This is a genomic window from Laedolimicola intestinihominis (genome assembly GCF_040096155.1).
Classification (GTDB): domain Bacteria; phylum Bacillota; class Clostridia; order Lachnospirales; family Lachnospiraceae; genus Laedolimicola; species Laedolimicola intestinihominis.
The window spans coordinates 168,312-188,958 of the sequence record NZ_JBBMFE010000003.1 but is presented as its reverse complement, the minus strand read 5'-3'; the positions used below and the strand labels follow the sequence as shown (position 1 = coordinate 188,958).

Sequence of the window (20,647 nt, the reverse complement as noted above, 5' to 3'; positions counted from 1 at the left end):
ATTACATAGAAAGCGAGAACTTATGTCAAAATCACTATATATCGCAGAGAAGCCCAGTGTGGCCCAGGAATTTGCCAGGGCGCTGGGGCTTCAGACTGCCAGAAGGGACGGCTATCTGGAGGGTGAGGACGCTATCGTGACCTGGTGTGTCGGTCATCTGGTGACCATGAGCTACCCGGAGGTCTACGACGAGCGCCTGAAAAAATGGAGTCTCAGCACGTTGCCGTTTCTGCCGAAGGAATTCAAGTATGAGGTCATTCCTTCGGTGAAAAAGCAGTATACCATTGTAAGCGGCCTTCTGAACCGGCCGGACGTGGAGACCATCTACGTCTGCACCGACTCGGGGCGGGAGGGAGAATATATCTACCGTCTGGTGGAGCAGATGGCCGGCGTCAAAGGAAAAAAGCGCCGCAGGGTCTGGATTGATTCCCAGACAGAGGAAGAGATCTTACGCGGTATCCGCGAGGCAAAGGAACTGTCGGAATACGACAATCTGGCCAGCGCCGCTTACCTGCGCGCCAAAGAGGATTACCTGATGGGTATCAATTTTTCCCGCCTTTTAAGCCTCAAATACGGCGACACCATTTCCAACTATCTGAATACCCGCTATACGGTTATTTCCGTGGGTCGCGTGATGACCTGTGTGCTGGGCATGGTGGTGCGCAGAGAGCGGGAGATCCGGGAGTTTGTAAAGACGCCTTTTTATCGGGTATTGGGAGATTTCGGACTCCATGGCCGCAGCTTTGAGGGGGAATGGCGGGCTGTATCGGGCTCCACTTACTGCGAGCCGCATAAGTTATATAAGGAAAACGGATATAAGAAGAAGGAGGACGCGGAGAGCCTGATTCATTTTCTGGAAGAAGAAAAGCCGGTGCGGGCAGTGCTTACGTCCATGGAGCGGAAAAAGGAAAAGAAAAATCCGCCGCTTTTATTTAATCTGGCAGAGCTCCAGAATGAATGCTCCCGGCGTTTTAAGCTGAGTCCCGACGAAACTCTGCGGGTGGTGCAGGAGCTCTATGAGAAAAAGCTGGTGACGTATCCCCGAACGGACGCCCGTGTGCTGTCCGGCGCCGTGGCGAAGGAGATTTATAAAAATATCGGGGGCTTACGTTCTTACGGAAAGCTGTCGGAGTATGCACATGAGGTTCTGAATGGTACGGCCTGGAAAGGCATCGCCAAGACCCGCTATGTCAACGATAAGCAGATTACAGACCACTACGCTATTGTGCCGACGGGGCAGGGGCTCTCAGCGCTTCGAAGTCTGAATCCGGTATCCGAGCAGATCTATGAGGTAATTGCCCGGCGTTTCCTGGCCATCTTTTATCCGGCGGCGGAATACCAGAAGGTGCAGTTAGTAACCGAGGTGCGGGGCGAGCGGTTCTTCTCCGGCTTCAAGGTGCTGTTGAACGAAGGGTATCTGAAGGTGCTGCCCCAGGGCACAGCGGATGCTGCAAAGAAGAAGGCGGACGCGGAAAATGAGGAGACCGAGGATGTGCGTGTGGACGCGGAATTCCTGGAGCTCCTGAAGCATCTGAAAAAGGGTGATTCGGTGGAAGTCAGCGGTTTCCACATCAAAGAGGGCGAGACGTCGCCGCCCAAGCGGTATAACTCCGGATCCATGATTCTGGCCATGGAAAACGCCGGTCAGCTTATTGAGGACGAGGAGCTGCGGGCACAAATCAAGGGCAGCGGCATCGGCACCAGCGCTACCCGGGCCGAGATCCTGAAAAAGTTAGTCAATAATAAGTACATTGCCCTGAATAAAAAGACCCAGATTATCACGCCGACCCTTCTGGGGGAAATGATTTTCGACGTGGTGCGGGCTTCCATCTACGGACTTTTGAATCCGGAACTGACGGCCAGCTGGGAGAAGGGACTGACCCAGATGGCCGAAGGAACCATTACCGAAGACTATTACATGCAGAAGCTGGAAAAGTACATTACGGATAAGACGCAGGCGGTGCTTGCCGCCGATTACCGCAGGGCCCTACGCCCCTGCTTTGACGCGTCCGCCCGTTTTTATAAAACCCAGAAAAGTGAGAAAAAGGAGACGAAGAAGAAATGAAAGCATTGGAAGTAAAAGAACTGTATACCTTAAGTGAAACCCTGGCTGCACCCCTTCTTGAGAGTGTCACCTACCCCTGGGAGGCCCTGCCTAAGATTCACGATTTTATTCTGGAGCTGGGCGCGACACTCAGCGAGGAAGAGTATGAGAAACGCGGAGAGAACATCTGGATTGCCCGCTCTGCAAAGGTGGCGCCCACTGCGTCCATCACCGGTCCCTGCATCATTGGCAAGGATACGGAAGTGCGCCACTGCGCGTTTATTCGCGGAAACGCCCTGGTGGGAGAGGGAGCAGTTGTCGGCAATTCCACAGAGCTTAAGAATGTGATTCTGTTTAATAAGGTGCAGGTACCTCATTACAATTATGTGGGTGATTCGATCCTGGGCTATAAGTCCCATATGGGCGCAGGCTCCATCACTTCGAACGTAAAATCCGATAAGAAGCTGGTAAAGGTTCACACTCCGGAGGGAGATATCGAAACCGGTATCAAGAAATTCGGCGCCATGCTTGGCGATGAGGTAGAGGTGGGCTGTGGCTCTGTCCTGAATCCGGGAACTGTCATCGGTCCGCATACCAACATTTATCCGCTGTCTTCCGTGCGCGGCGTCGTACCGGCAAACTCCATCTATAAGAAGCAGGGTGAGGTTGCCGAAAAGCATGAATAAGAGAGAGACTGGCAGGCCGTTTTCAGGGAGTACTCTGAAATGGCTTGCCATTTTGCTGATGCTCGCAGACCATGTGGGCGCGAGCATCCTGGAGATTTTTGTCCTGAATGGCTATGGAAATTCATCGCTGGCCGGGATGATCGAACATATGGAATTCTGGTGGAGCATCGATCGTATCCTGCGCTATATTGGCCGTTCAGCCTTCCCGATTTTCTGCTTCCTGCTGGTGGAGGGTGCGGTTCATACCCATGATATTGGAAAATATGCCCGTCGGCTGCTGGTTTTTGCGCTGGTGTCGGAGCTCCCCTTTGATCTGGCGCTTCGAAATCATTTCCCATGGTGGGCACATCAGAATGTTTTCTGTACCCTGGCGCTGGGCCTTTTGGCCATCCAGATCTTCCGGAAAAGCGCAGGCCGGGAATGGCGCGGCGTGGCGGCCTTGGGCGCGGCGGCAATTCTGGCAGAAGTTTGCAATACTGACTATGGCGCCACCGGCGTGTTGGTCATTACGGTAATGTACCTTTTGAGGGAAAACAGAATAGCGGCGCTGGCCGTCTCCTATGTTCTGCTGGCAGTGGGCGGTCGGATAGAACTCTACGCCCTGCCCGGCTTCCTGGCCCTGCTTCTCTACAATGGAAAACGCGGCCATCAGCCCAAATATTTCTTCTACTGGTTTTATCCGGTGCATCTGCTGGCGCTGTGGGGGCTTGGAAATTTTGTCCTGCCATACGTGATTGGAAAAATCTGACATTCTACAAGAGCATATTTGAGAGAAAAGCCTGTCGTAAAATGTGAGTGATACATTTTACGACAGGCTTTCCTTATAAAAATAGGAAATGCATTTGAAAATTATGCCTCAAAGACATAAGCAGCTTCAAAGCCCTCCCGTACCGCTGTAGCGATGCGGCCACCCTTGCGGGCGTCGCCGACGATATGCACCTGCGGGCAGCAGGACTCGAAGCTTTCAGCCAGAGCGGAGCGCGGGCGCACACCCAGGGCCAGGACTACGGAGTCGGCGGGCAGAACCACCGTGCTATGGTCGTCAGTCTTTTCCAGGGTTACGGTCTTTTCCTCGATGGAGAGGAGCTTGTGGCCGGTGTAGACGCCCGGGTTGTGAGGCAGAATGCGGCTGAGCTCATCATTTCGGATGGCGCCAAAGATACCCGGCCCCATATCCGGAGCCATCTCGATGATGGAGACGGAGAGACCACGGCTCAAAAGCATCTCAGAGGTCTCAAGCCCGGTCAGACCGGAACCGATGACGGCCACCTGTCCGGTCGGATTCGCTTTGCCGGTCAGGACATCTTCCGCGGTGCAGACATGATTCTGCTGCATGCCCGGCAGGGGCGGAATCACAGGCTCCGCGCCGCAGGCAACTACGATGCCCACCGGGTTCAGGGCGCTTACCAGCTCCGGAGTAGCGGCGGTGCCGAGACGGACTTCTACGCCCAGGTGGCGGATCTGGGTCTCCATGGTTTCGGAAAGGCGGGTCAGCTTATCTTTAAAAGCAGGCTTGTCGGCCACGTTCAGAGTACCGCCCAGTTTTGTCTCCTTTTCAAAGAGGACCACATGGAACTGACGCAGTGCCAGCACCCGTGCAGCCTCCATACCGGCGGGACCGCCGCCTACGACGACAGCCGTCTTGCCTGCGCCGTCCCTGCGGATATGGGAGAAGACATCCTCTCTGGCGGTACGCGCGTTGATGGCGCAGCGAATGGGAAGTCCCTGACCCAGTACACGTTCACGGCAGTAGAGGCAGCCGATGCATTTACGAATTTCATCTGCATGATCAGTCTTGGCCTTGTTCATGAAATCCGGATCTGCCAGCTGGGAACGGCCCAGACCCACGAAATCACAGACGCCTTCCTCCAGAAGAGATTCTGCGAAATCCGGATCCTTGATGGTGTTCGTAGCGATAACCGGGATGTGAAGGGCTTCCTTATAAGCCTTCGCCACGTGCTTTTTCCAGCCGGACTGATAGGAGAAGGGCTCGCAGTTGGCGTCGCCGTTGCGGGCGCTTCCGTTACTGATATTGATGGCGTCGATACCGCAGCTTTCCAGATATTTGGCAATCTCAAGACCATCTTCCAGAGTCAGGAAGCCATCTACAGGGGTCATCTCGTCGCCGCACATGCGGACAATGATCGGGAAACGGGAGCCAAGCTTGGCGCGGATGCCCGCGATGATTTCCGCGATGAAGCGGCAGCGGTTTTCGACGCTTCCGCCGTATGCGTCGGTTCTGCGGTTATAATATTTACTGAAAAACTGGGCGATCAGATAGCCGTGGGCGCCGTGAAGCTCTACGGCGTCGTAGCCTGCTTTCTGGCAGCGGACTGCAGCGTCGATAAACTTCTGTTCGACACGCTTGATATCCTCCAGTGTCATTTCCTTCGGAACCGGGCGTCCGTCCGCAATGGGAACGGCGCTGGGAGCCAGATTCTGGCGTCCGGTGAAGTTCGGGTTGGAGGTAGCGCCGCCGTGGTGAATCTGCGCCGCAATCTTACAGCCATAGAGATGAACCGCGTCGGTCAGCTTTTCCATTTCAGAGATATGGTAATCCCGGGCGATACGCAGGTTGTGGATGGACGGAATGCTGTCCACGTCGTCCACACCGGTATATTCATTGATAATCATGCCGATACCGCCTTTGGCCCGCTCCTGATAGTAGCAGATCTGTCTGGGGGTAACGATGCCGTTCTTGTCGGCCAGATCCGTGGCCATGGGCATCATGATGCCGCGGTTTTTCAGAACCAGGGTTCCGATACGTCCTTTTTCAAATAACTTGTCATAGCTCATAGTGTATGTTCCTTTCTTTTCTTTGATCTGCGCACGCTTTTTGTGCATATAGGTATCTGATAAATCAGCAATTGCCCCGAAGAACGCTGGAAGAAATTCCCTTTAACATGTCCCGGTCAATACTCTCTAAGCCCTTCACCAGCGTGTCCAACTCATCCTTCGTGGTGAATGCGCTTATGCTTACCCGGACGGTGCCGTCGAATTCCTTATCCTTCAGGTGCTTATGAATTCGCGCAGCGCAGTGGTGGCCGGCCCGGACTGCGATATCCCATTCTTTGTCGAGAATTGCGCCTACTTCATTGGCCCGGAAGCCGTCCAGGTTCAGGGAAATGACACCTGCCTGAAGACTGGGATCCGGCGCACAGTAGAGGTGCAGGCCGGGAATCTCCCGAAGCTTAGGAATAAGATATTCCATAAGCTCGTCCTCGGTTTTCTTCGGGCGGACTGTTTTCAGCCATTTTAAAGAGGCGTGAAGGCCTGCGATGGCGGGAGTGTCCATGCTGCCGCACTCCATTTTCTCGGGCATATAGCGGGGCATGTCCTCGCTTAAGGATTTCATGCCGTTGCCGCCGGCCAGAAGCTCTTCCAGATCGATCCCGTTCTTTAACAGAAAGCCACCTATGCCAAAGGGCGCGTAAAGCGTCTTATGTCCGGCAAAGGTGATGGCGTCCGCCCGGAGGAAAGAGAAGCACAGCTTTAGAAGTCCCATGGCCTGAGCCGCGTCCAGCAGAGTGAAAGCGCCATATTCTTTAGCCATCAGAAAGATTTCCCGGGCCGGCAGGATGTAACCGGTCACATTGCTGACGGCGGAGACGCTGACAAAATCCGGTGGGGTCTGCCGGAACATTTCTTTCGTGGCCTCCAGGTCGATGGAAAGATCTGCGGCGAGGGGCAGCTCCAGAACCCGGATACCGACGCGCTTTTCCAGAAGCTTTAAGGGGCGAAGTACCGCGTTGTGTTCGTAAGGGGATACGTAGGCCACCGATTCTGGCGTCCATTTCTGTCCCTGGATAATCTGGTTCAGGGCAATGGTGACAGAAGGGGTCAGGATAACCTGGGCCTGCTCCCTGGCGTCGCAGAGACTGATCAGCTGCTCACGGACCTCCCGAATCATGGCGGTGGCGTCCCGGGCAGCCTGATACGCGCCCCGGCCCGCGTTGACAGCTGCTGTCCGGTTAAAATGGTCTACGGCGTCCCAGACACATTCCGGCTTTGGAAAGGTGGTGGCGCCATTGTCAAGGTAAATCATAACGGTTCATCTCCAGATTTGAAAATAATTACACTTTTGTGTATTAACGTAACAGTGCTTTTGCGATAAAAGGGAAGCTGCGGATCTGCCGCCGGCAAAACTGCAGCTTTTTTTATTATAACACGAAATCTTTCTGAAAGAAAGCAGGAACCGATGAATTTACAAGATATCGGATCGGAATTCAGGGCAGGGGATGCATCTACCGGAAATAGAGCTCCCGGATATATTCCACAGGCATCTCCCGGCCGGTCCAACGTTCAAAAGCCTTAGCGCCCTGATGGAGCAGCATGTACATACCGTTGAAGGTGTGGCAGCCTGCTTCCTTTGCGGTGCGCAGGAGCAGGGTTTCCCGGGGGTTGTAGATGACGTCGCCCACCACCAGACCCGGATGGAAGAAGGCGGGATCCGGGATCAGGGAAGCGTCTGTGTGGGGAGCCATGCCTACGGAGGAGGCGTTGATGAGTACGTCGGCCTCGTCCAGACAGTGCCTGAGCGAAGTGCTGTCCGCCAGATCAAAGAGACGGATCCGGCAGTCGCAGCGGGCATGGATCCGCTGGATTTCCTCGGCGATTAGCCTGGTGGACGCGGAGGCGCTACGGGCGAAGACGTCGATGGCAGCAGCGCCGTCCAGGGCCGCCTGAGCCAGAATGGCTGCCGCCGCTCCGCCGCTGCCAAGCAGGACCGCGTGTTTTCCCTCACAGGAGAAGCCTGCGTCCCGCATGGACTGCAGAAAGCCGTAGCCGTCCGTATTATCGCCAAAGAGCTGCCCGTCCCGGTTTACTACGGTGTTGACTGCGCCGCTTAAGAGGGCAGAGTCGGAGAGGGTATCCACCCGCTCGTACATAAGCCGCTTCAGGGGCATGGTGCAGTTCCAGCCGGCGGCCCCCAGGGTGATAAGTCCGTCCACGGCCCGTTCGAAATGCGTTTCATCTACGGAAAAAGCCAGATAAGTATAGTCCAGATCCAATTTTTGGAAAGAAGCGTTGTGCATAGCGGGGGATATGCTGTGGGAAACGGGATTTCCCAGCAGACAGGTAAGTTTCGTAGTGCCAGTTATCTCAAATTTTTTGTCCATTTTTACACCTTTTGCTTGAAGTTATCGGGGTTATCGTGTACACTTTTACTAAGGGTACAAAAAAAACAGGGAAAAGTCAATTGCAATTTGACAGGGCTGGAATGTATGCAAAGAAATACAATTTAAAGCCTTTATTCGGCCAAATTCGACTTGATAAAATCCCCCTGTCAGGGTATAATTGTACTAAGATTGTCAGGAAATTAACACAATTTAAAAGATAGAGTAAAAGGAGGAGACAACCATGCATATGGTAGACGGAGAACACGGACATTGCCACGGACATGAGCATGAGCATGATCACGAGCACTGTCATGAGCATACACACGATCACAGCCATGAGGGCTGCGGATGTGGCTGCGGCGATCACAAGCCGGGAAGCGAGCAGGAAGCGCTGCTTTCCTATATGCTGGATCACAACAAGCACCATGCTGCGGAGCTGGCTGAGGTGGCGAAGAAGTTCCGCGAGACAGGAAAGGAAGATGTGGCGGTACAGATTGAGAAAGCCATCGAAAATTTCGATAAGGGCAATCTGTATCTGAGCCTGGCGCTTTCCTTAGTACAGTAACGACAGTTTACAAGGAGGCATCATTATGTGTTTGGCAACTGTATATAAGACGATGAAAGACACGGAAGAGGTCGTGCTGAAGAATGTCAGCAAGATTTACGTAGAAGGCGATTCGGTGCGTCTGATTGATATCATGGGCGCCGAGGTGGTTGTAGAAGGAGCAATTTCCTTTGTAGATCTGACTGGCTCCGTAGTGAAGTTAAACTGCCCGTCTGTATAAAGACGGGCTATTGTCCGCTTATGAAAAGCGGGGGCACGCTGTACGGAGGCAGCCGTGCGTGCGGGCCTGGATGGGATATCAATATTGTTGATATATAGAAAAAATGGAGGTTGGTTGAAATGACAAAGTTAACAGACATCATGAACGAGCGCATGGCGCTGTCTTTCGAGGTTTTCCCGCCGAAGACTGAGAAGGGTATGGAGAATCTTCCGGGCACGATCGAGCATCTGTGCAAGTATCAGCCGGATTACATTTCCTGTACATACGGCGCAGGCGGCGGAAACGTAGGAGCAAACCGCGAGGTATGTCAGATGATTAAGAACGCTGGCACTACACCGGTTACCCACTTTACCGTAATCAAGAACACCAAGGAAGGCATGAAGGATCAGCTGCAGCAGTACCTGAATGAGGGCGTAGATCATGTTCTGGCTCTCCGTGGAGATATTCCGCTGGGCGAGACCACTACCTGTGGTGATTTCCAGTACGCTACAGACCTTGTAAAGTTCATTCGCGACGAGTTTGGCGATAAGTTTGAGATCGCTGTAGCAGGTTCCCCGGAAGGACACATCGCATGCAGAAGCCTGGAGTCCGATATCGCGGTTCTGAAGCAGAAGCAGGACAACGGCGCTGACTACATCATGACTCAGCTTTGCTGGGATATGGAGCAGTTCAAGTACTGGCTGGACGCTATCTACTCCGCCGGTGTTACCATGCCGGTAGACGTAGGAGTTATGCCGATTCTGGATCAGGCAGCTACCATCAATATGGCACTGTCCCGTAACGGCTGTGTAATGGATCACGAGCTGTGCAAGATCATTTCCCAGAACTGGCTGTTCCCGAACCCGTTCGCAGCTAAGGACGCTGAGGGCAAGCCGTTCGATATGTTCTATGATGATAAGATTAAGAGATTCCGCGAGGCAGGAATCGAGTACACCATCAAGCAGATCGATACCTATCGTTCTCTGGGTGTAAACGGTATCCATCTGTACGCTCTGAACAAGTGGAAAGATGTATCCGAAATCATCGACCGCGCAGGTCTGAAGACACTCATCTAGTTACCGTTCACTTCGTTCACAGTAACCAGATGAGTGAGTGGTGCACAGAAATTACGCATACTGCGTAATTTCGCGCATGAGGAACTCGGGATTTTGGCATATGCATGCCAAAACACCTCGCGGGACAGTGAATGTGAAAAGTAGCTTAAAATTGATTATTAAAAATTGCGGGCGGGGCACAAACCTGCCCGCGGTAAAAGGCAGGAGAGAACAAAGATATGCCACATACAATTGCCGTAGCCGGAAAAGGCGGCGTGGGAAAAACTACACTTACAGGACTTTTAATTGAATACCTGTGCCAGAAGAAGCAGGGACCTGTTCTGGCTGTAGATGCAGATGCCAATTCCAATCTGAACGAGGTGCTGGGCGTGGAGGCTGCTCCGACCCTGGGCGAGATTCGTGAGGAGATTGCAAAGGCAGAGACAGCGGGTTCCAACCCGATTCCGAAGGGAATGTCCAAGCAGGATTACGCGGAGCTGAAATTTGGAGAAGCGCTTTCCGAGCAGGATGATTATGATTTACTGGTGATGGGTCACACACAGGGAAAGGGATGCTATTGCTTCGTCAACGGGCTCCTGACGACCCAGATTGCAAGATATGCCAAGAATTACAAATATATAGTAGTAGACAATGAAGCGGGAATGGAGCACATCAGCCGCGGAATTCTTCCGTCGGTAGATACCATTATTCTGGTCAGCGACTGCTCACGCAGAGGCGTGCAGGCGGTAGGACGTATCGCGAAGCTGATTCCGGAATGTGGACTGAAGCCCAAGTCCGTAGGACTGATTATCAATCGCGCTCCGGGTGGAGTGCTGAATGCGGGAACGAAAGAAGAGATCGAAAAACAGGGCCTTCATCTGCTGGGCGTCGTTCCTCAGGACGAGCAGGTGTTTGAGTATGACTGTGACGGCGTGCCCACAGTAAAGCTTCCGGAGGATTCTCCGGTCCGCAAGGCGCTGTACAGTATTATTGACCAGTTGGATCTTTCATAATAAATTTATGAAAATAAAAAAAGGTAGGAGGTTTATAATGGGAGATTTAAAGTTGACAACGGTGGAGGAAATGGAAGCCGCAACAGCCAGACTTCTGGAGACAGGAGCAAAGGTAGGTGCTGATGCCTGGCAGCTTCGTGTGAAGAACCAGACACCGCACTGTAAGTTTGGTGAGCAGGGTGTCTGCTGCCGAATCTGTGCTATGGGACCGTGCCGTATTACGCCGAAGGCACCGAGAGGTATCTGCGGATGTGACGTACATGGTATCGTAGGCCGTAACTATCTGAAATTCACAGCAGGCGGAGCAGCTACACACTCTGACCATGGCCGTGAGATCTGCCACACACTGTATGAAGCTAAGCCGGACGGAGCTTACAAGGTTAAGGATCCGGAGAAACTGATCCGTATCGCAAAGGAGTGGGGCGTAGAGACCGAGGGTAAGGATATCTACGATCTGGCTCACGAGATGGCAGAGACAGCTCTGATGGAGTATGGTAAGCCCTTCGGTGTACAGAGATGGCTTAAGAGAGCTCCGGAGCATACCCAGAAGCTGTGGCATGATGCTGAGATCGAGCCGAGAGCAATTGACCGTGAGGTAGCAACCTCCTTACATATGGCTCATATGGGATGTTCTTCTCTTCCGGAGGCACTGGTTCGTCAGTCCTTAAGAGCAGGTCTGGCTGACGGCTGGGGCGGATCCATGTGCGGAACCGAGTTCTCCGACGTACTGTTCGGAACTCCGAAGCCCCTTGATACCGAGGCAAACCTGGGCGTTATGAACGCTGACAATGTAAACATCGTAGTACACGGACATGATCCGTCACTTTCTGAGATGGTCTGTGAGTACGCAGACGATCCGGAGATGATCGCGTACGCAAAGAGCATGGGCGCGAAGGGAATCACGGTATCCGGTGTCTGCTGTACCTCCAACGAGGTAGCTATGCGCCGCGGCGTTCCCATGGCAGGTAACTTCCTGCAGCAGGAGAACGTAGTTCTGACAGGCGCATGTGAGGCTATCGTTGTAGACGTTCAGTGTATCTTCCCGGCACTCGGACCCCTGAGCAAGTGCTTCCATACCAAGTTCATCACCACTTCTCCCATCGCGCAGATGCCGGATTCCGATTACATCCGCTTTGATGTAGGAACCGCTGCAGAGAAGGCTAAGCAGATTGTTATGACTGCATGTGAGAACTTCAAGAACCGTAAGCCGGATCTGGTATACATTCCGGATATGAAGCAGAAAGCAACTGTTGGATACTCCTTTGAGGCTCTGGTTAAGACACTGGATGGCGTAACCAACTCTCAGGTAGACGTAACAGGTACCACCAAGCCGCTTATCGAGTGTATCACCTCCGGTGTTATCCGTGGTGCAGTCGCTATGGTAGGCTGTAACAACCCGAAGATTCGCCCGGACTACGCTCATATCGAGCTGATGAAGAAGCTGATTGCCAACGATATCGTAGTGGTAGCATCCGGATGTTCCGCACAGGCAGCAGCAAAGGCTGGTCTGATGGATAAGGCAGCAAAGGATCTCTGCGGCGCAGGTCTGAAGAGAGTATGTGAGCTGGCAGACATCCCGCCGGTACTTCACATGGGCTCCTGTGTAGATATCAGCCGTATGATGGTTCTGGTAGCAGAGCTGGCCAAGGATTCCGGACTGAATATTTCTCAGCTTCCGGTTGTAGGCTGCGCTCCGGAGTGGATGTCTGAGAAGGCTGTTTCCATCGGTAACTACGTAGTAGCAACCGGTATCGATACCTTCCTGGGCGTTGACCCGTATGTAGCCGGTTCTTCCGAGATGGGCCAGTGGCTGACTGAGGGCGTTCGTGACTGGGTTGAAGCCGCTTATACTGTCGAGACAGACATCGAGAAGCTGGTTGACAAGATGATCGACCGTATCGAGGAGAAGAGAACCGCACTGGGAATCTAATCCGGATAAAAAGAGTAAAGAAAGAACCGGAGGGAATAGAACGTGAAAATTGCAATTACCGGAAAGGGCGGAGTCGGAAAGACGACCTTTGCAGCCACCCTTGCAAGATTATATGCGGAGGAGGGATGTACAGTTCTGGCAGCCGATGTGGATCCGGACGCGAATTTAGGTCTGGCGCTCGGTTTTCCGGAGGAGGTTCTGGACTCGATTGTTCCGATTTCCAAGATGAGAAAGCTCATCGAGGAACGGACAGGGGCAGGCCCCGGAAATGCCATGTACACGCTGAATCCCAAGGTGGATGATATCCCGGATACCTACAGCAAGACCTATAACGGAGTCAAGCTCCTGACGCTGGGCACTGTAGAGACCGGAGGGGGCGGCTGTGTCTGCCCCGAGCATGTGATGCTGAAGCGGATCTTGAGCTACTTAAGTCTTCGGAGCAAGGACGTGGTTATCATGGACATGGAAGCAGGCCTGGAGCATCTGGGCCGCGGTACCTGCGAAGGTATGGAGCAGTTTGTGGTAGTCATCGAGCCCGGAGCGAGAAGCATTCAGACCTATAAGAATGTAAAACGGCTGGCCCACGACCTGGGAATTCAGACCGTTCGCGTAGTAGCCAACAAAGTCCGCGGGGCAGAGGATGAGGAGTTCATCCGCTCGAAGATCCCGGCAGAGGATTTACTTGGATTTATCCATTATAACCCGGAAGTGATAGATGCGGACCGGCAGGGCAAATCCCCCTACGATGTAAGCGAGTCCGCAAAGGAGGAGATCCGGAAGATTAAGGAAATCCTCGATCAATCGAATTAAAATTTGGAGGTAAAATACCGTGACATTATTTGATAGAGTATTCGGCGGCAACGACGCAGTTTACGGACTGACCGAGGCTGCTATCGACGGCGCAATCGCACAGTACGGAGAAGATGCGGCAGTATCCTTCCCGGACACTGCATACAGCCTTCCCTGCTACTATGCCGTAACAGGAAGCAAGGTTACCAACCTGAAAGAGCTGAAGGCAGCTCTGGGAGTTGTAAAGACTCTGATGACCAGAGAGAAGAGACTGAACGACGCATTCATGAGCGGTGTTGCAACAGCTCTGTGTGCAGAGTTCATCGAGGTACTGAAGTACATGAACGGCGCAAAGCCGTACGAGGAGCCCTGCTACGGACATCTGGCAGACGCTATCATCCGTGAGCTGGGTGTACCCCTTGTAACCGGCGATATCCCGGGCGTAGCTGTTATCCTGGGAAGCGCTCCTTCTACAGAAGAAGCAGTAGAGCTGGTTAAGAGCTATCAGGCACAGGGCTGTCTGGTTACTCTGGTAGGCGGCGTTATCGAACAGTGCGTAGAGGCAGGCCTGAACATGGGCAACGCCGTACGTATCGTACCGCTTGGCAAGGACGTAACCGCAGTAATCCACGTTGTATCTGTAGCGCTTCGTGCGGCTCTGATCTTCGGTAACGTAACACCGGGCGACGCAGGCGCGCTGATGAAGTACACCATGGACCGTGTACCGGCGTTCGTAAATGCGTTCAAGCCGCTGGATGATGTTATTGTAGCTTGCGGTGCAGGCGCAATCGCTCTTGGTTTCCCGGTAGTAACCAACGAGACCGAGAATATCTTCCGTGTACCGAAGAGCCTGATCGTTCAGGAGGACGTATCCAAGTTCAACGCTACTTCTATTGAAGCAAGAGATATTAAGATTAAGGTTACCAAGATCGATATCCCGGTTTCCTTCGCATCCGCATTCGAGGGCGAGATTATCCGCCGCGGCGATATGCAGGTAGAGTTCGACGGTTCCCGTGTGGACTGCTTCGAGCTGGTTGAGGCAAAGGACGCGTCTGAGGTTGAGGACCACAAGATCGAAGTAATCGGACCGGACTTCGACGAGTTCGAGGTAGGCAGCAAGCACAGCATCGGCTACGTTGTCGAGGTTGCCGGAAAGAGCATGCAGGCTGACTTTGAGCCGGTATTCGAGCGTAAGTTCCATAACTACCTGAACTGCATTGAGGGTGTTATGCATACCGGTCAGCGTGATATGATCCGTATCCGTGTAAGCAAGAACGCTTTCGACGCAGGCTTCCGTGCAAAGCACATCGGTGAGGTTCTGTACGCAAGAATTAAGAATGAGTTTGACGCAGTTGTAGATAAATGCCAGGTTAAGGTTATCACCGATCCGGAGCTGTGTACCAAGATGCGTCATGAGACTGCTATCCCGCTGTTTGACAAGCGTGACGACCGTCTGGCTACTCTGACTGACGAGTCTGTAGACGTATACTACAGCTGTATCATGTGCCAGGCATTCTCCCCGTCCCACGTATGCGTGGTTACTCCGGAGCGTCTGGGTCTGTGCGGTGCCGTTTCATGGCTGGACGCAAAGGCTACCAACGAGCTGGATCCCCAGGGACCCTGCCAGGTTATCACCAAAGAGAAGCCCATCGATGAGAGAATCGGTGAGTACGAGGATGTCAATGAGGCGGTTAAGCTTTACTCCCAGGGTGCTCTGGAAGAGGTTTCCCTGTACTCCATCATGGAGAAGCCGATGACTTCCTGCGGATGCTTCGAGTGTATCTGTGGTATCGAGCCGTTCTCCAACGGTGTTGTTATCACCAACCGTGAGTACGCAGGTATGACTCCGCTGGGAATGACCTTCTCCGAGCTGGCAAGTATGACCGGTGGTGGAGTTCAGACACCTGGATTCATGGGACATGGAAAGCACTTCATCTCTTCCAAGAAGTTTATGAAGGCTGAGGGCGGAATCGAGCGTATCGTATGGATGCCCAAGGAGCTGAAGGAGTCCGTAGCAGAGCGTCTCAATGAGACAGCAAAAGAGCTCTACGGAATCGACAACTTTACCGATATGATCGGTGACGAGACTATCGCAGAGGATCCGGAAACATTGCTGGCATTCCTTACAGAAAAAGGACATCCGGCACTTGGCATGGACCCGATGATGTAGTATAATATGTAAGATAATTGGTTTACGCATAGGGGCTGTGCCCCTATGCGTTAAAACCACGTAAAGGACAAGGAGGTAACTAAGAAATGCCGTTTACTGGAAAATCAGGAAAATTCAACGCTGCTATCCGTACCGTAGAAATCGGAACCGGAGATAAGGCAGTGAAGCTTGGCGGAGAGAATGTACTGCCGTTTTATACATTCGACGCGCCGATCGAGAATGCACCGAAGATTGGAGTTCTGATTACAGACATGGGTCTGGAGAATGAAGTTGCAGGAATCAAGGACTACTATGCAGGTGCTACAACTTTTGCAGAGATTGCAAAGAAAGCCGAAGAAATGCCTGGAGCAGATTTCGTTGTTCTCCGCTTTGAGGGAGCGGATCCGAATGGCGAGAACCGTTCCGTTGAGGATTGCGTAGCTATCGCGAAAGAGGTTGGCGACGCGATCACAGCTCCTCTTGTAATTGAGGGATGTAAGAATGTAGAGAAGGATGCAGAGCTTTTCTCCAAGGTTGCAGAAGCGCTTCAGGGAAAGAACGTACTGATCCTGTCCGCAAGAGAAGAGAACTACAAGGCAGTTGCAGCAGCAGCTGGTCTTGCTTACGGCCAGAAGGTCGGAGCAGAGTCTGCCGTAGATATCAACCTTGCAAAACAGCTGAACGTGCTGATCGGACAGCTGGGCGTAGATCAGGCTAACGTTGTCATGAACGTAGGTTCCGCAGCAGCCGGATACGGTTTTGAGTACGTAGTTTCTACTATGGACCGTGTAAAGGCAGCAGCTCTGGCTCAGGGTGATGTACAGCTTCAGATGCCGATTATGACACCGGTAGCTGACGAGGCATGGAATGTAAAAGAGGCTATGGCTTCCGAAGCAGATATGCCGGAGTGGGGATCCCAGGAAGAGCGTGGAATTGATATGGAAGTTGAGACAGCCGCAGCAGTACTGGCATCCGGCTCCAATGCAGTAATTTTGAAACATCCGACCTCGGTTGCAACGATTTCAAAATTAATTAAAGCACTGGTTTAATCGAGGAAGGAGGAGAAATTTACCATGGCATTAAAAGGCTTGGATATTTTTAAATTAACACCGAAGACAAACTGTAAGGAGTGCGGAAGCCCGACCTGTATGGCATTTGCTATGAAGGTTGCTCAGGGCGCTGTAGAACTCAGCAAGTGTCCGCATATGTCCGAAGAAGCGCTGGCTACTCTGTCAGAGGCAACTGCTCCGCCCATGAAGACCATCAAGGTTGGTACCGGCGAGGCTGAGTACACACTGGGCGGCGAGACCGTTCTCTGCCGTCATGAGAAGACCTTTGTAAGCAAGCCGAGATACGCAGTATCCATCTGCAGCGCGGACGAGGATATCGACGCGAAGCTTGAGGCAGCTAAGAAGGTTGATTACGACCGTATCGGCGAGCGTATGCACGTTGAGATGCTGTATCTGTCCTACTGTGCAGATAAGGGCGTTGATGCTTATGTGGAGCTGGTTAAGAAGGCTATGGACTGCGGCAAGACTCTGGTACTTGACTGTACCGATGTTGAGGCTGCAAAGGCAGCTCTGGCTGTATGCAAGGACGCAAAGCCGGTTCTGGATGGCGCAGACGCTTCCAACTACGAGGCTATGAGCGCTGTCGCTACTGAGGCAGGCGTTGTTCTGGGCGTTCGCGGCGCAGACATCAACGAGCTCTATGATACCACAGCAGCTCTTGAGAAGCTGGGCAACAAGAACCTGGTACTGAATGTAGGTACTGCTTCTGTTAAGGACGCGTTTGCTACCACCGTACAGATTCGTCGCGCGGCTCTGAAGGATCAGAACAGAACCTTCGGTTATCCCTCCATCGTTAACGTAGGAGCACTGGCTGCCGGAGATCCGACCATGCAGGCAGCTCTTGTTTCACTGTTTACTGTAAAATACGGTTCCATCATCGTTATGGAAAGCATGGACTATGCACAGGCTCTGCCGCTGTATGGTCTGCGCCAGAATGTATTTACCGACCCGCAGAAGCCCATGAAGGTTGAGCCGGGCATCTACCCGCTGAACGGCGGCGATGAGAATTCCGTATGTCTGACCACTGTAGACTTCGCTCTGACCTACTTCGTAGTATCCGGCGAGCTGGAGCGTTCCGGCGTTCCCTGCAACCTGATCATCAACGACGCAGGCGGACTTTCCGTACTGACTGCTTGGGCAGCTGGTAAGCTTTCTTCTACCTCTGTATCCAAGTTCATCCAGGAGAACGTAGAGCCGAAGGTTAAGTGCAGAAAGCTGATCATCCCCGGAAAGGTAGCAGTTCTGAAGGGCGATATCGAGGCGAAGCTGCCGGGCTGGGAAGTTATCGTAGCCCCCAACGAGGCAGTACAGCTTGTGAAGTTCCTGAAGGATCTGCAGGCTAACGGCGAGATCTAATTATTTTATAATAAAAGGAGAACAAAACTATGGCAAAATTTGTTACCATCGGTGAGAGACTTTCCACCACAGCACCGGCTGTAAATAAGGCATTTTCCGAGAGAGATCCGGAGCCGATCCTGAAGAGAGCAAAGCAGCAGCTGGACGCAGGCGCTACATACCTGGACGTTAATATCGGACCGGCTGAGAATGACGGACCGGAGCTGATGAAGTGGGCCGTTGAGCTGCTTCAGGGCAACTTCGACAACGTTCCGTTGGCACTGGATACCTCCAACGTAGCAGCTATTGAGGCTGGTATCTCTGTATACAACCGTGCAAAGGGTAAGCCCATCGTTAACTCCGCTGACGCTTCTGGAAGACTGGAGTACGTTGACCTGGCAGCAGCTAACGACGCTATCGTTATCGCTCTGTGCAACGGCGAGGGAATCGCTAAGGACAACGACGAGCGTATGATGTACATGCAGACTCTGATGGAGAGAGGCATGGAGCATGGTATGGACGTTGCTGAGGATATGTGGTTTGACCCGTTATTCCTGGTTATCAAGGGAATGCAGGACAAGCAGATGCAGGTTCTGGAGTTTATCAAGATGATCTCCGACATGGGCATGAAGTCCACCGGCGGTCTGTCCAATAACTCCAACGGTATGCCGAAGCACATCCGTCCGATCATGGACTCCGCTATGGTAGCTATGGCTATGATGAACGGTCTGACCTCCGCTATCGTAAACCCGAACGACTTAAGACTGATGGAGACCATCAAGTCCTGCGATATCATCAAGAACAACAATCTGTACGCAGATTCTTATCTTGAGGTTTAATTCGGGTAATTATCGAATAAAGATTGAAAGAGGAGCATCTCTGGGTTTCCGGGGGTGCTCTTTTTGTGGAGAAAGGGGTTGCCCGAAGTCTTTTTGTTCGTTATAATGAAACATAAGACGGAGCCGACAGGCTTACAGAACGGAGGAAGCTTTCATGAAAAAGATTATTACGATTGCCCGTGAATTCGGTGCAGGCGGCGGTGAAATCGGCCGGAGAGTGGCGAAGGAGCTGGGAATTGAGTTTTACGATAAGGATATCATTCTGAGAACAGCCCTGGCCAACTCGAAGCTGGATCCGGAGCTGGTGCGGAAATGGGACGAGAGAGTGCCGAAAAACTTTGGTTTTGCCCAGAGTCTGTTTGATTTCTACAATAAGCCCCTGGACGAAGAGCTCTGGCAGGCTCAGAGAGACGCTATCCGCGAAATGGCAAATCATGAGAACTGTGTGATTGTAGGCCGGAACAGCGAGTATATCTTAAGGGAATTCGATCACTGTCTCCACGTATTTGCCCATGCCGGCTTCCACTGGAGAGTCAACCGTATGTCCGCCATGATGCCGGGGGTACCGCTTTCCCAGGTGGAGAAGGATATCCGCGACGCAGACCGCTCCCGTAAGAAGAACTGTGAGTATTATACGAAGCAGATCTACGGGGACGCCCGAAACTATGATCTGACGATCAATACAGAAAAACTGGGAATTGACAGGGCAGTAGAAATGGTTTTGGCAGCTGCCAGGGAAATTTAACGAAAAGCGAAAAAGTTTTTTGCTTGACAACTTTAACAGAAAAAATTATACTTAAGAGGTGGCATCAAGGGCGGTGTATAACTATACATCGCCCTTGTGCTAAATATGACCGGCCAATGAGCCGGGGAAAAGGAGTGTATACATTATGAAAAAGTTACTTGTATTGGCTTTGGCTGCAAGCATGACCCTGGGTCTCGCTGCATGCGGATCTTCCAGCTCTGATAAGGCTGCTGAGAAAGCGCCTGCAGAGACAACTGAAAGTACAGACGCTGCTGAGAGCACCGGATCTGACAAAACATGGGTTATCGCAATGGATACGGTATTCCGTCCCTTTGAGTACACCGATGAGAAGGGTGAGTTCGTAGGAATCGACGTGGATATCATCAAGGCAGTAGCAGCAGATCAGGGCTTCAATGTCGATCTCCGGAGCCTTGGCTGGGACGCAGCAGTTACCGCTGTACAGGTTGGTCAGGCAGATGCCCTGCTGGCAGGTGCGAGCATCACAGAAGAGCGTCAGGCAAACGGATGGATTTTCTCCGATTCTTACTATGATTCCTATCAGGTATTTGCAGTGAAGGCGGACAGCGGTGTCGAGAGCCTGGACGATCTGAAGGGTAAGACCATTGCGGTAAAGAATGCGACAGCAGGTGCTCAGTATGCAGAGAGCCTGAAGGACGAATACGGCTTCCAGATTTCTACCTATGAGGATTCTCCCAGCATGTATCAGGCAGTTGTCCTTGGCCAGGCAGATGCCTGCGTAGAGGATAAGCCGATCATGGCAGACAACATCAAGACCGGCGGACTGGATCTGACTATCGTAGAGAGTACCGCAAGCGAGGTAGCTCCTTATGGTATGGCTATCATGAATAAGGATAACCAGGAGCTTCTGGATATGTTCAACAAGGGACTGCAGGAGATTAAAGACAACGGAACCTACGATGAGATTCTGAATAAGTATCTTGGCGAATAGGGATAAAAGGTGCGGAGCAGCTGCGTAGCAATGCAGCTGCTTCCTGTACTGTGGAAGCTCCCGGATACGGAGGTTTCCACAATGCAGGAAGTATTCCGCGGCAGAGAAGCCCCGCGGACAGCGGGAGTAAACAAGTGA

General features: G+C 52.5%; 17 protein-coding genes and 1 pseudogene. 15 read left to right on the top strand and 3 right to left on the bottom strand.

The window, feature by feature from the left end; genetic code table 11:
- Positions 1-22: 22 nt before the first annotated feature.
- Genes WMO29_RS05110 through WMO29_RS05100 form a run of 3 tightly spaced genes read left to right on the top strand, consistent with a single transcriptional unit; the run spans position 23 to position 3,478 of the window.
- On the top strand, positions 23-2,065 hold the full coding sequence (locus WMO29_RS05110; RefSeq protein ID WP_349164044.1) for a DNA topoisomerase: 2,043 nt from the start codon (positions 23-25) through the stop codon (positions 2,063-2,065).
- Positions 2,062-2,730, top strand: coding sequence for an LbetaH domain-containing protein (locus WMO29_RS05105; RefSeq protein WP_178038158.1), 669 nt, complete (start codon positions 2,062-2,064; stop codon positions 2,728-2,730). The genes WMO29_RS05110 and WMO29_RS05105 overlap by 4 nt, the downstream gene beginning before the upstream one ends.
- The gene (locus WMO29_RS05100; protein WP_349164042.1) at positions 2,723-3,478 is read left to right on the top strand and encodes a TraX family protein; all 756 of its coding nucleotides are present in this window, start codon (positions 2,723-2,725) and stop codon (positions 3,476-3,478) included. The genes WMO29_RS05105 and WMO29_RS05100 overlap by 8 nt, the downstream gene beginning before the upstream one ends.
- Positions 3,479-3,579: 101 nt before the next feature.
- Here WMO29_RS05100 and WMO29_RS05095 read toward each other — a convergent pair whose 3' ends face one another.
- From WMO29_RS05095 to aroE, 3 genes are all read right to left on the bottom strand, one after another.
- Positions 3,580-5,526, bottom strand: a complete 1,947-nt coding sequence (locus WMO29_RS05095; protein ID WP_349164040.1) for an NAD(P)/FAD-dependent oxidoreductase — start codon at positions 5,524-5,526, stop codon at positions 3,580-3,582.
- Between the two features lie 64 nt (positions 5,527-5,590).
- Positions 5,591-6,775 (bottom strand): aminotransferase class V-fold PLP-dependent enzyme, encoded by a 1,185-nt coding sequence (locus WMO29_RS05090; RefSeq protein WP_349164039.1) that lies wholly within the window; start codon positions 6,773-6,775, stop codon positions 5,591-5,593.
- A gap of 199 nt (positions 6,776-6,974) precedes the next feature.
- Positions 6,975-7,850, bottom strand: a complete 876-nt coding sequence (gene aroE, locus WMO29_RS05085) for a shikimate dehydrogenase (RefSeq protein ID WP_349164038.1) — start codon at positions 7,848-7,850, stop codon at positions 6,975-6,977.
- Between the two features lie 241 nt (positions 7,851-8,091).
- Here aroE and WMO29_RS05080 point away from each other — a divergent pair, with 241 nt between their 5' ends.
- The 12 genes and pseudogenes from WMO29_RS05080 (at position 8,092) to WMO29_RS05025 (ending at position 20,509) form a co-directional block, all read left to right on the top strand.
- Positions 8,092-8,415, top strand: a complete 324-nt coding sequence (locus tag WMO29_RS05080; protein WP_349164036.1) for a DUF8180 domain-containing protein — start codon at positions 8,092-8,094, stop codon at positions 8,413-8,415.
- A 25-nt stretch (positions 8,416-8,440) separates the two neighbouring features.
- The gene (locus tag WMO29_RS05075) at positions 8,441-8,635 is read left to right on the top strand and encodes a CooT family nickel-binding protein (protein WP_349164035.1); all 195 of its coding nucleotides are present in this window, start codon (positions 8,441-8,443) and stop codon (positions 8,633-8,635) included.
- A 119-nt stretch (positions 8,636-8,754) separates the two neighbouring features.
- Complete coding sequence (locus tag WMO29_RS05070; RefSeq protein ID WP_178038151.1) at positions 8,755-9,690, top strand: methylenetetrahydrofolate reductase; 936 nt, start codon at positions 8,755-8,757, stop codon at positions 9,688-9,690.
- 218 nt (positions 9,691-9,908) lie between these two features.
- Positions 9,909-10,682, top strand: a complete 774-nt coding sequence (locus WMO29_RS05065; RefSeq protein ID WP_158361981.1) for an ATP-binding protein — start codon at positions 9,909-9,911, stop codon at positions 10,680-10,682.
- 37 nt (positions 10,683-10,719) lie between these two features.
- On the top strand, positions 10,720-12,612 hold the full coding sequence (cooS, locus tag WMO29_RS05060; RefSeq protein ID WP_349164034.1) for an anaerobic carbon-monoxide dehydrogenase catalytic subunit: 1,893 nt from the start codon (positions 10,720-10,722) through the stop codon (positions 12,610-12,612).
- A gap of 42 nt (positions 12,613-12,654) precedes the next feature.
- A pseudogene (locus WMO29_RS05055) lies at positions 12,655-13,287 on the top strand (ATP-binding protein); the annotation flags it as partial.
- Between the two features lie 154 nt (positions 13,288-13,441).
- On the top strand, positions 13,442-15,571 hold the full coding sequence (gene acsB, locus WMO29_RS05050; protein WP_349164032.1) for an acetyl-CoA decarbonylase/synthase complex subunit alpha/beta: 2,130 nt from the start codon (positions 13,442-13,444) through the stop codon (positions 15,569-15,571).
- 86 nt (positions 15,572-15,657) lie between these two features.
- Entirely contained in the window at positions 15,658-16,599 is a 942-nt protein-coding gene (gene acsD / locus WMO29_RS05045; RefSeq protein ID WP_158361985.1) for an acetyl-CoA decarbonylase/synthase complex subunit delta, read from the top strand.
- 24 nt (positions 16,600-16,623) lie between these two features.
- Positions 16,624-17,976, top strand: a complete 1,353-nt coding sequence (acsC, locus tag WMO29_RS05040; RefSeq protein ID WP_349164031.1) for an acetyl-CoA decarbonylase/synthase complex subunit gamma — start codon at positions 16,624-16,626, stop codon at positions 17,974-17,976.
- A gap of 29 nt (positions 17,977-18,005) precedes the next feature.
- Positions 18,006-18,794, top strand: coding sequence for a carbon monoxide dehydrogenase/acetyl-CoA synthase methytransferase subunit (gene acsE, locus WMO29_RS05035; protein WP_158361987.1), 789 nt, complete (start codon positions 18,006-18,008; stop codon positions 18,792-18,794).
- Between the two features lie 154 nt (positions 18,795-18,948).
- A complete protein-coding gene (locus tag WMO29_RS05030) occupies positions 18,949-19,539 on the top strand; it encodes a cytidylate kinase-like family protein (RefSeq protein ID WP_349164030.1) in 591 nt (196 codons plus the stop codon).
- 145 nt (positions 19,540-19,684) lie between these two features.
- Positions 19,685-20,509 carry a transporter substrate-binding domain-containing protein gene (locus tag WMO29_RS05025; protein ID WP_349164029.1) on the top strand — a complete coding sequence of 275 codons (825 nt, stop codon included), beginning with the start codon at positions 19,685-19,687 and terminating at the stop codon, positions 20,507-20,509.
- The last annotated feature ends 138 nt before the right edge of the window (positions 20,510-20,647 follow it).

Coding starts and splice junctions, on each gene's coding strand:
- WMO29_RS05095 (WP_349164040.1), bottom strand. CDS start 5,526: ATGAGCTATGACAAGTTATTTGAAAAAGGACGTATCGGAACCCTGGTT.
- acsD (WP_158361985.1), top strand. CDS start 15,658: ATGCCGTTTACTGGAAAATCAGGAAAATTCAACGCTGCTATCCGTACC.
- WMO29_RS05110 (WP_349164044.1), top strand. CDS start 23: ATGTCAAAATCACTATATATCGCAGAGAAGCCCAGTGTGGCCCAGGAA.
- WMO29_RS05030 (WP_349164030.1), top strand. CDS start 18,949: ATGAAAAAGATTATTACGATTGCCCGTGAATTCGGTGCAGGCGGCGGT.
- aroE (WP_349164038.1), bottom strand. CDS start 7,850: ATGGACAAAAAATTTGAGATAACTGGCACTACGAAACTTACCTGTCTG.
- WMO29_RS05025 (WP_349164029.1), top strand. CDS start 19,685: ATGAAAAAGTTACTTGTATTGGCTTTGGCTGCAAGCATGACCCTGGGT.
- acsE (WP_158361987.1), top strand. CDS start 18,006: ATGGCAAAATTTGTTACCATCGGTGAGAGACTTTCCACCACAGCACCG.
- WMO29_RS05075 (WP_349164035.1), top strand. CDS start 8,441: ATGTGTTTGGCAACTGTATATAAGACGATGAAAGACACGGAAGAGGTC.
- WMO29_RS05100 (WP_349164042.1), top strand. CDS start 2,723: ATGAATAAGAGAGAGACTGGCAGGCCGTTTTCAGGGAGTACTCTGAAA.
- WMO29_RS05070 (WP_178038151.1), top strand. CDS start 8,755: ATGACAAAGTTAACAGACATCATGAACGAGCGCATGGCGCTGTCTTTC.
- WMO29_RS05080 (WP_349164036.1), top strand. CDS start 8,092: ATGCATATGGTAGACGGAGAACACGGACATTGCCACGGACATGAGCAT.
- WMO29_RS05090 (WP_349164039.1), bottom strand. CDS start 6,775: ATGATTTACCTTGACAATGGCGCCACCACCTTTCCAAAGCCGGAATGT.
- WMO29_RS05065 (WP_158361981.1), top strand. CDS start 9,909: ATGCCACATACAATTGCCGTAGCCGGAAAAGGCGGCGTGGGAAAAACT.
- acsC (WP_349164031.1), top strand. CDS start 16,624: ATGGCATTAAAAGGCTTGGATATTTTTAAATTAACACCGAAGACAAAC.
- cooS (WP_349164034.1), top strand. CDS start 10,720: ATGGGAGATTTAAAGTTGACAACGGTGGAGGAAATGGAAGCCGCAACA.
- WMO29_RS05105 (WP_178038158.1), top strand. CDS start 2,062: ATGAAAGCATTGGAAGTAAAAGAACTGTATACCTTAAGTGAAACCCTG.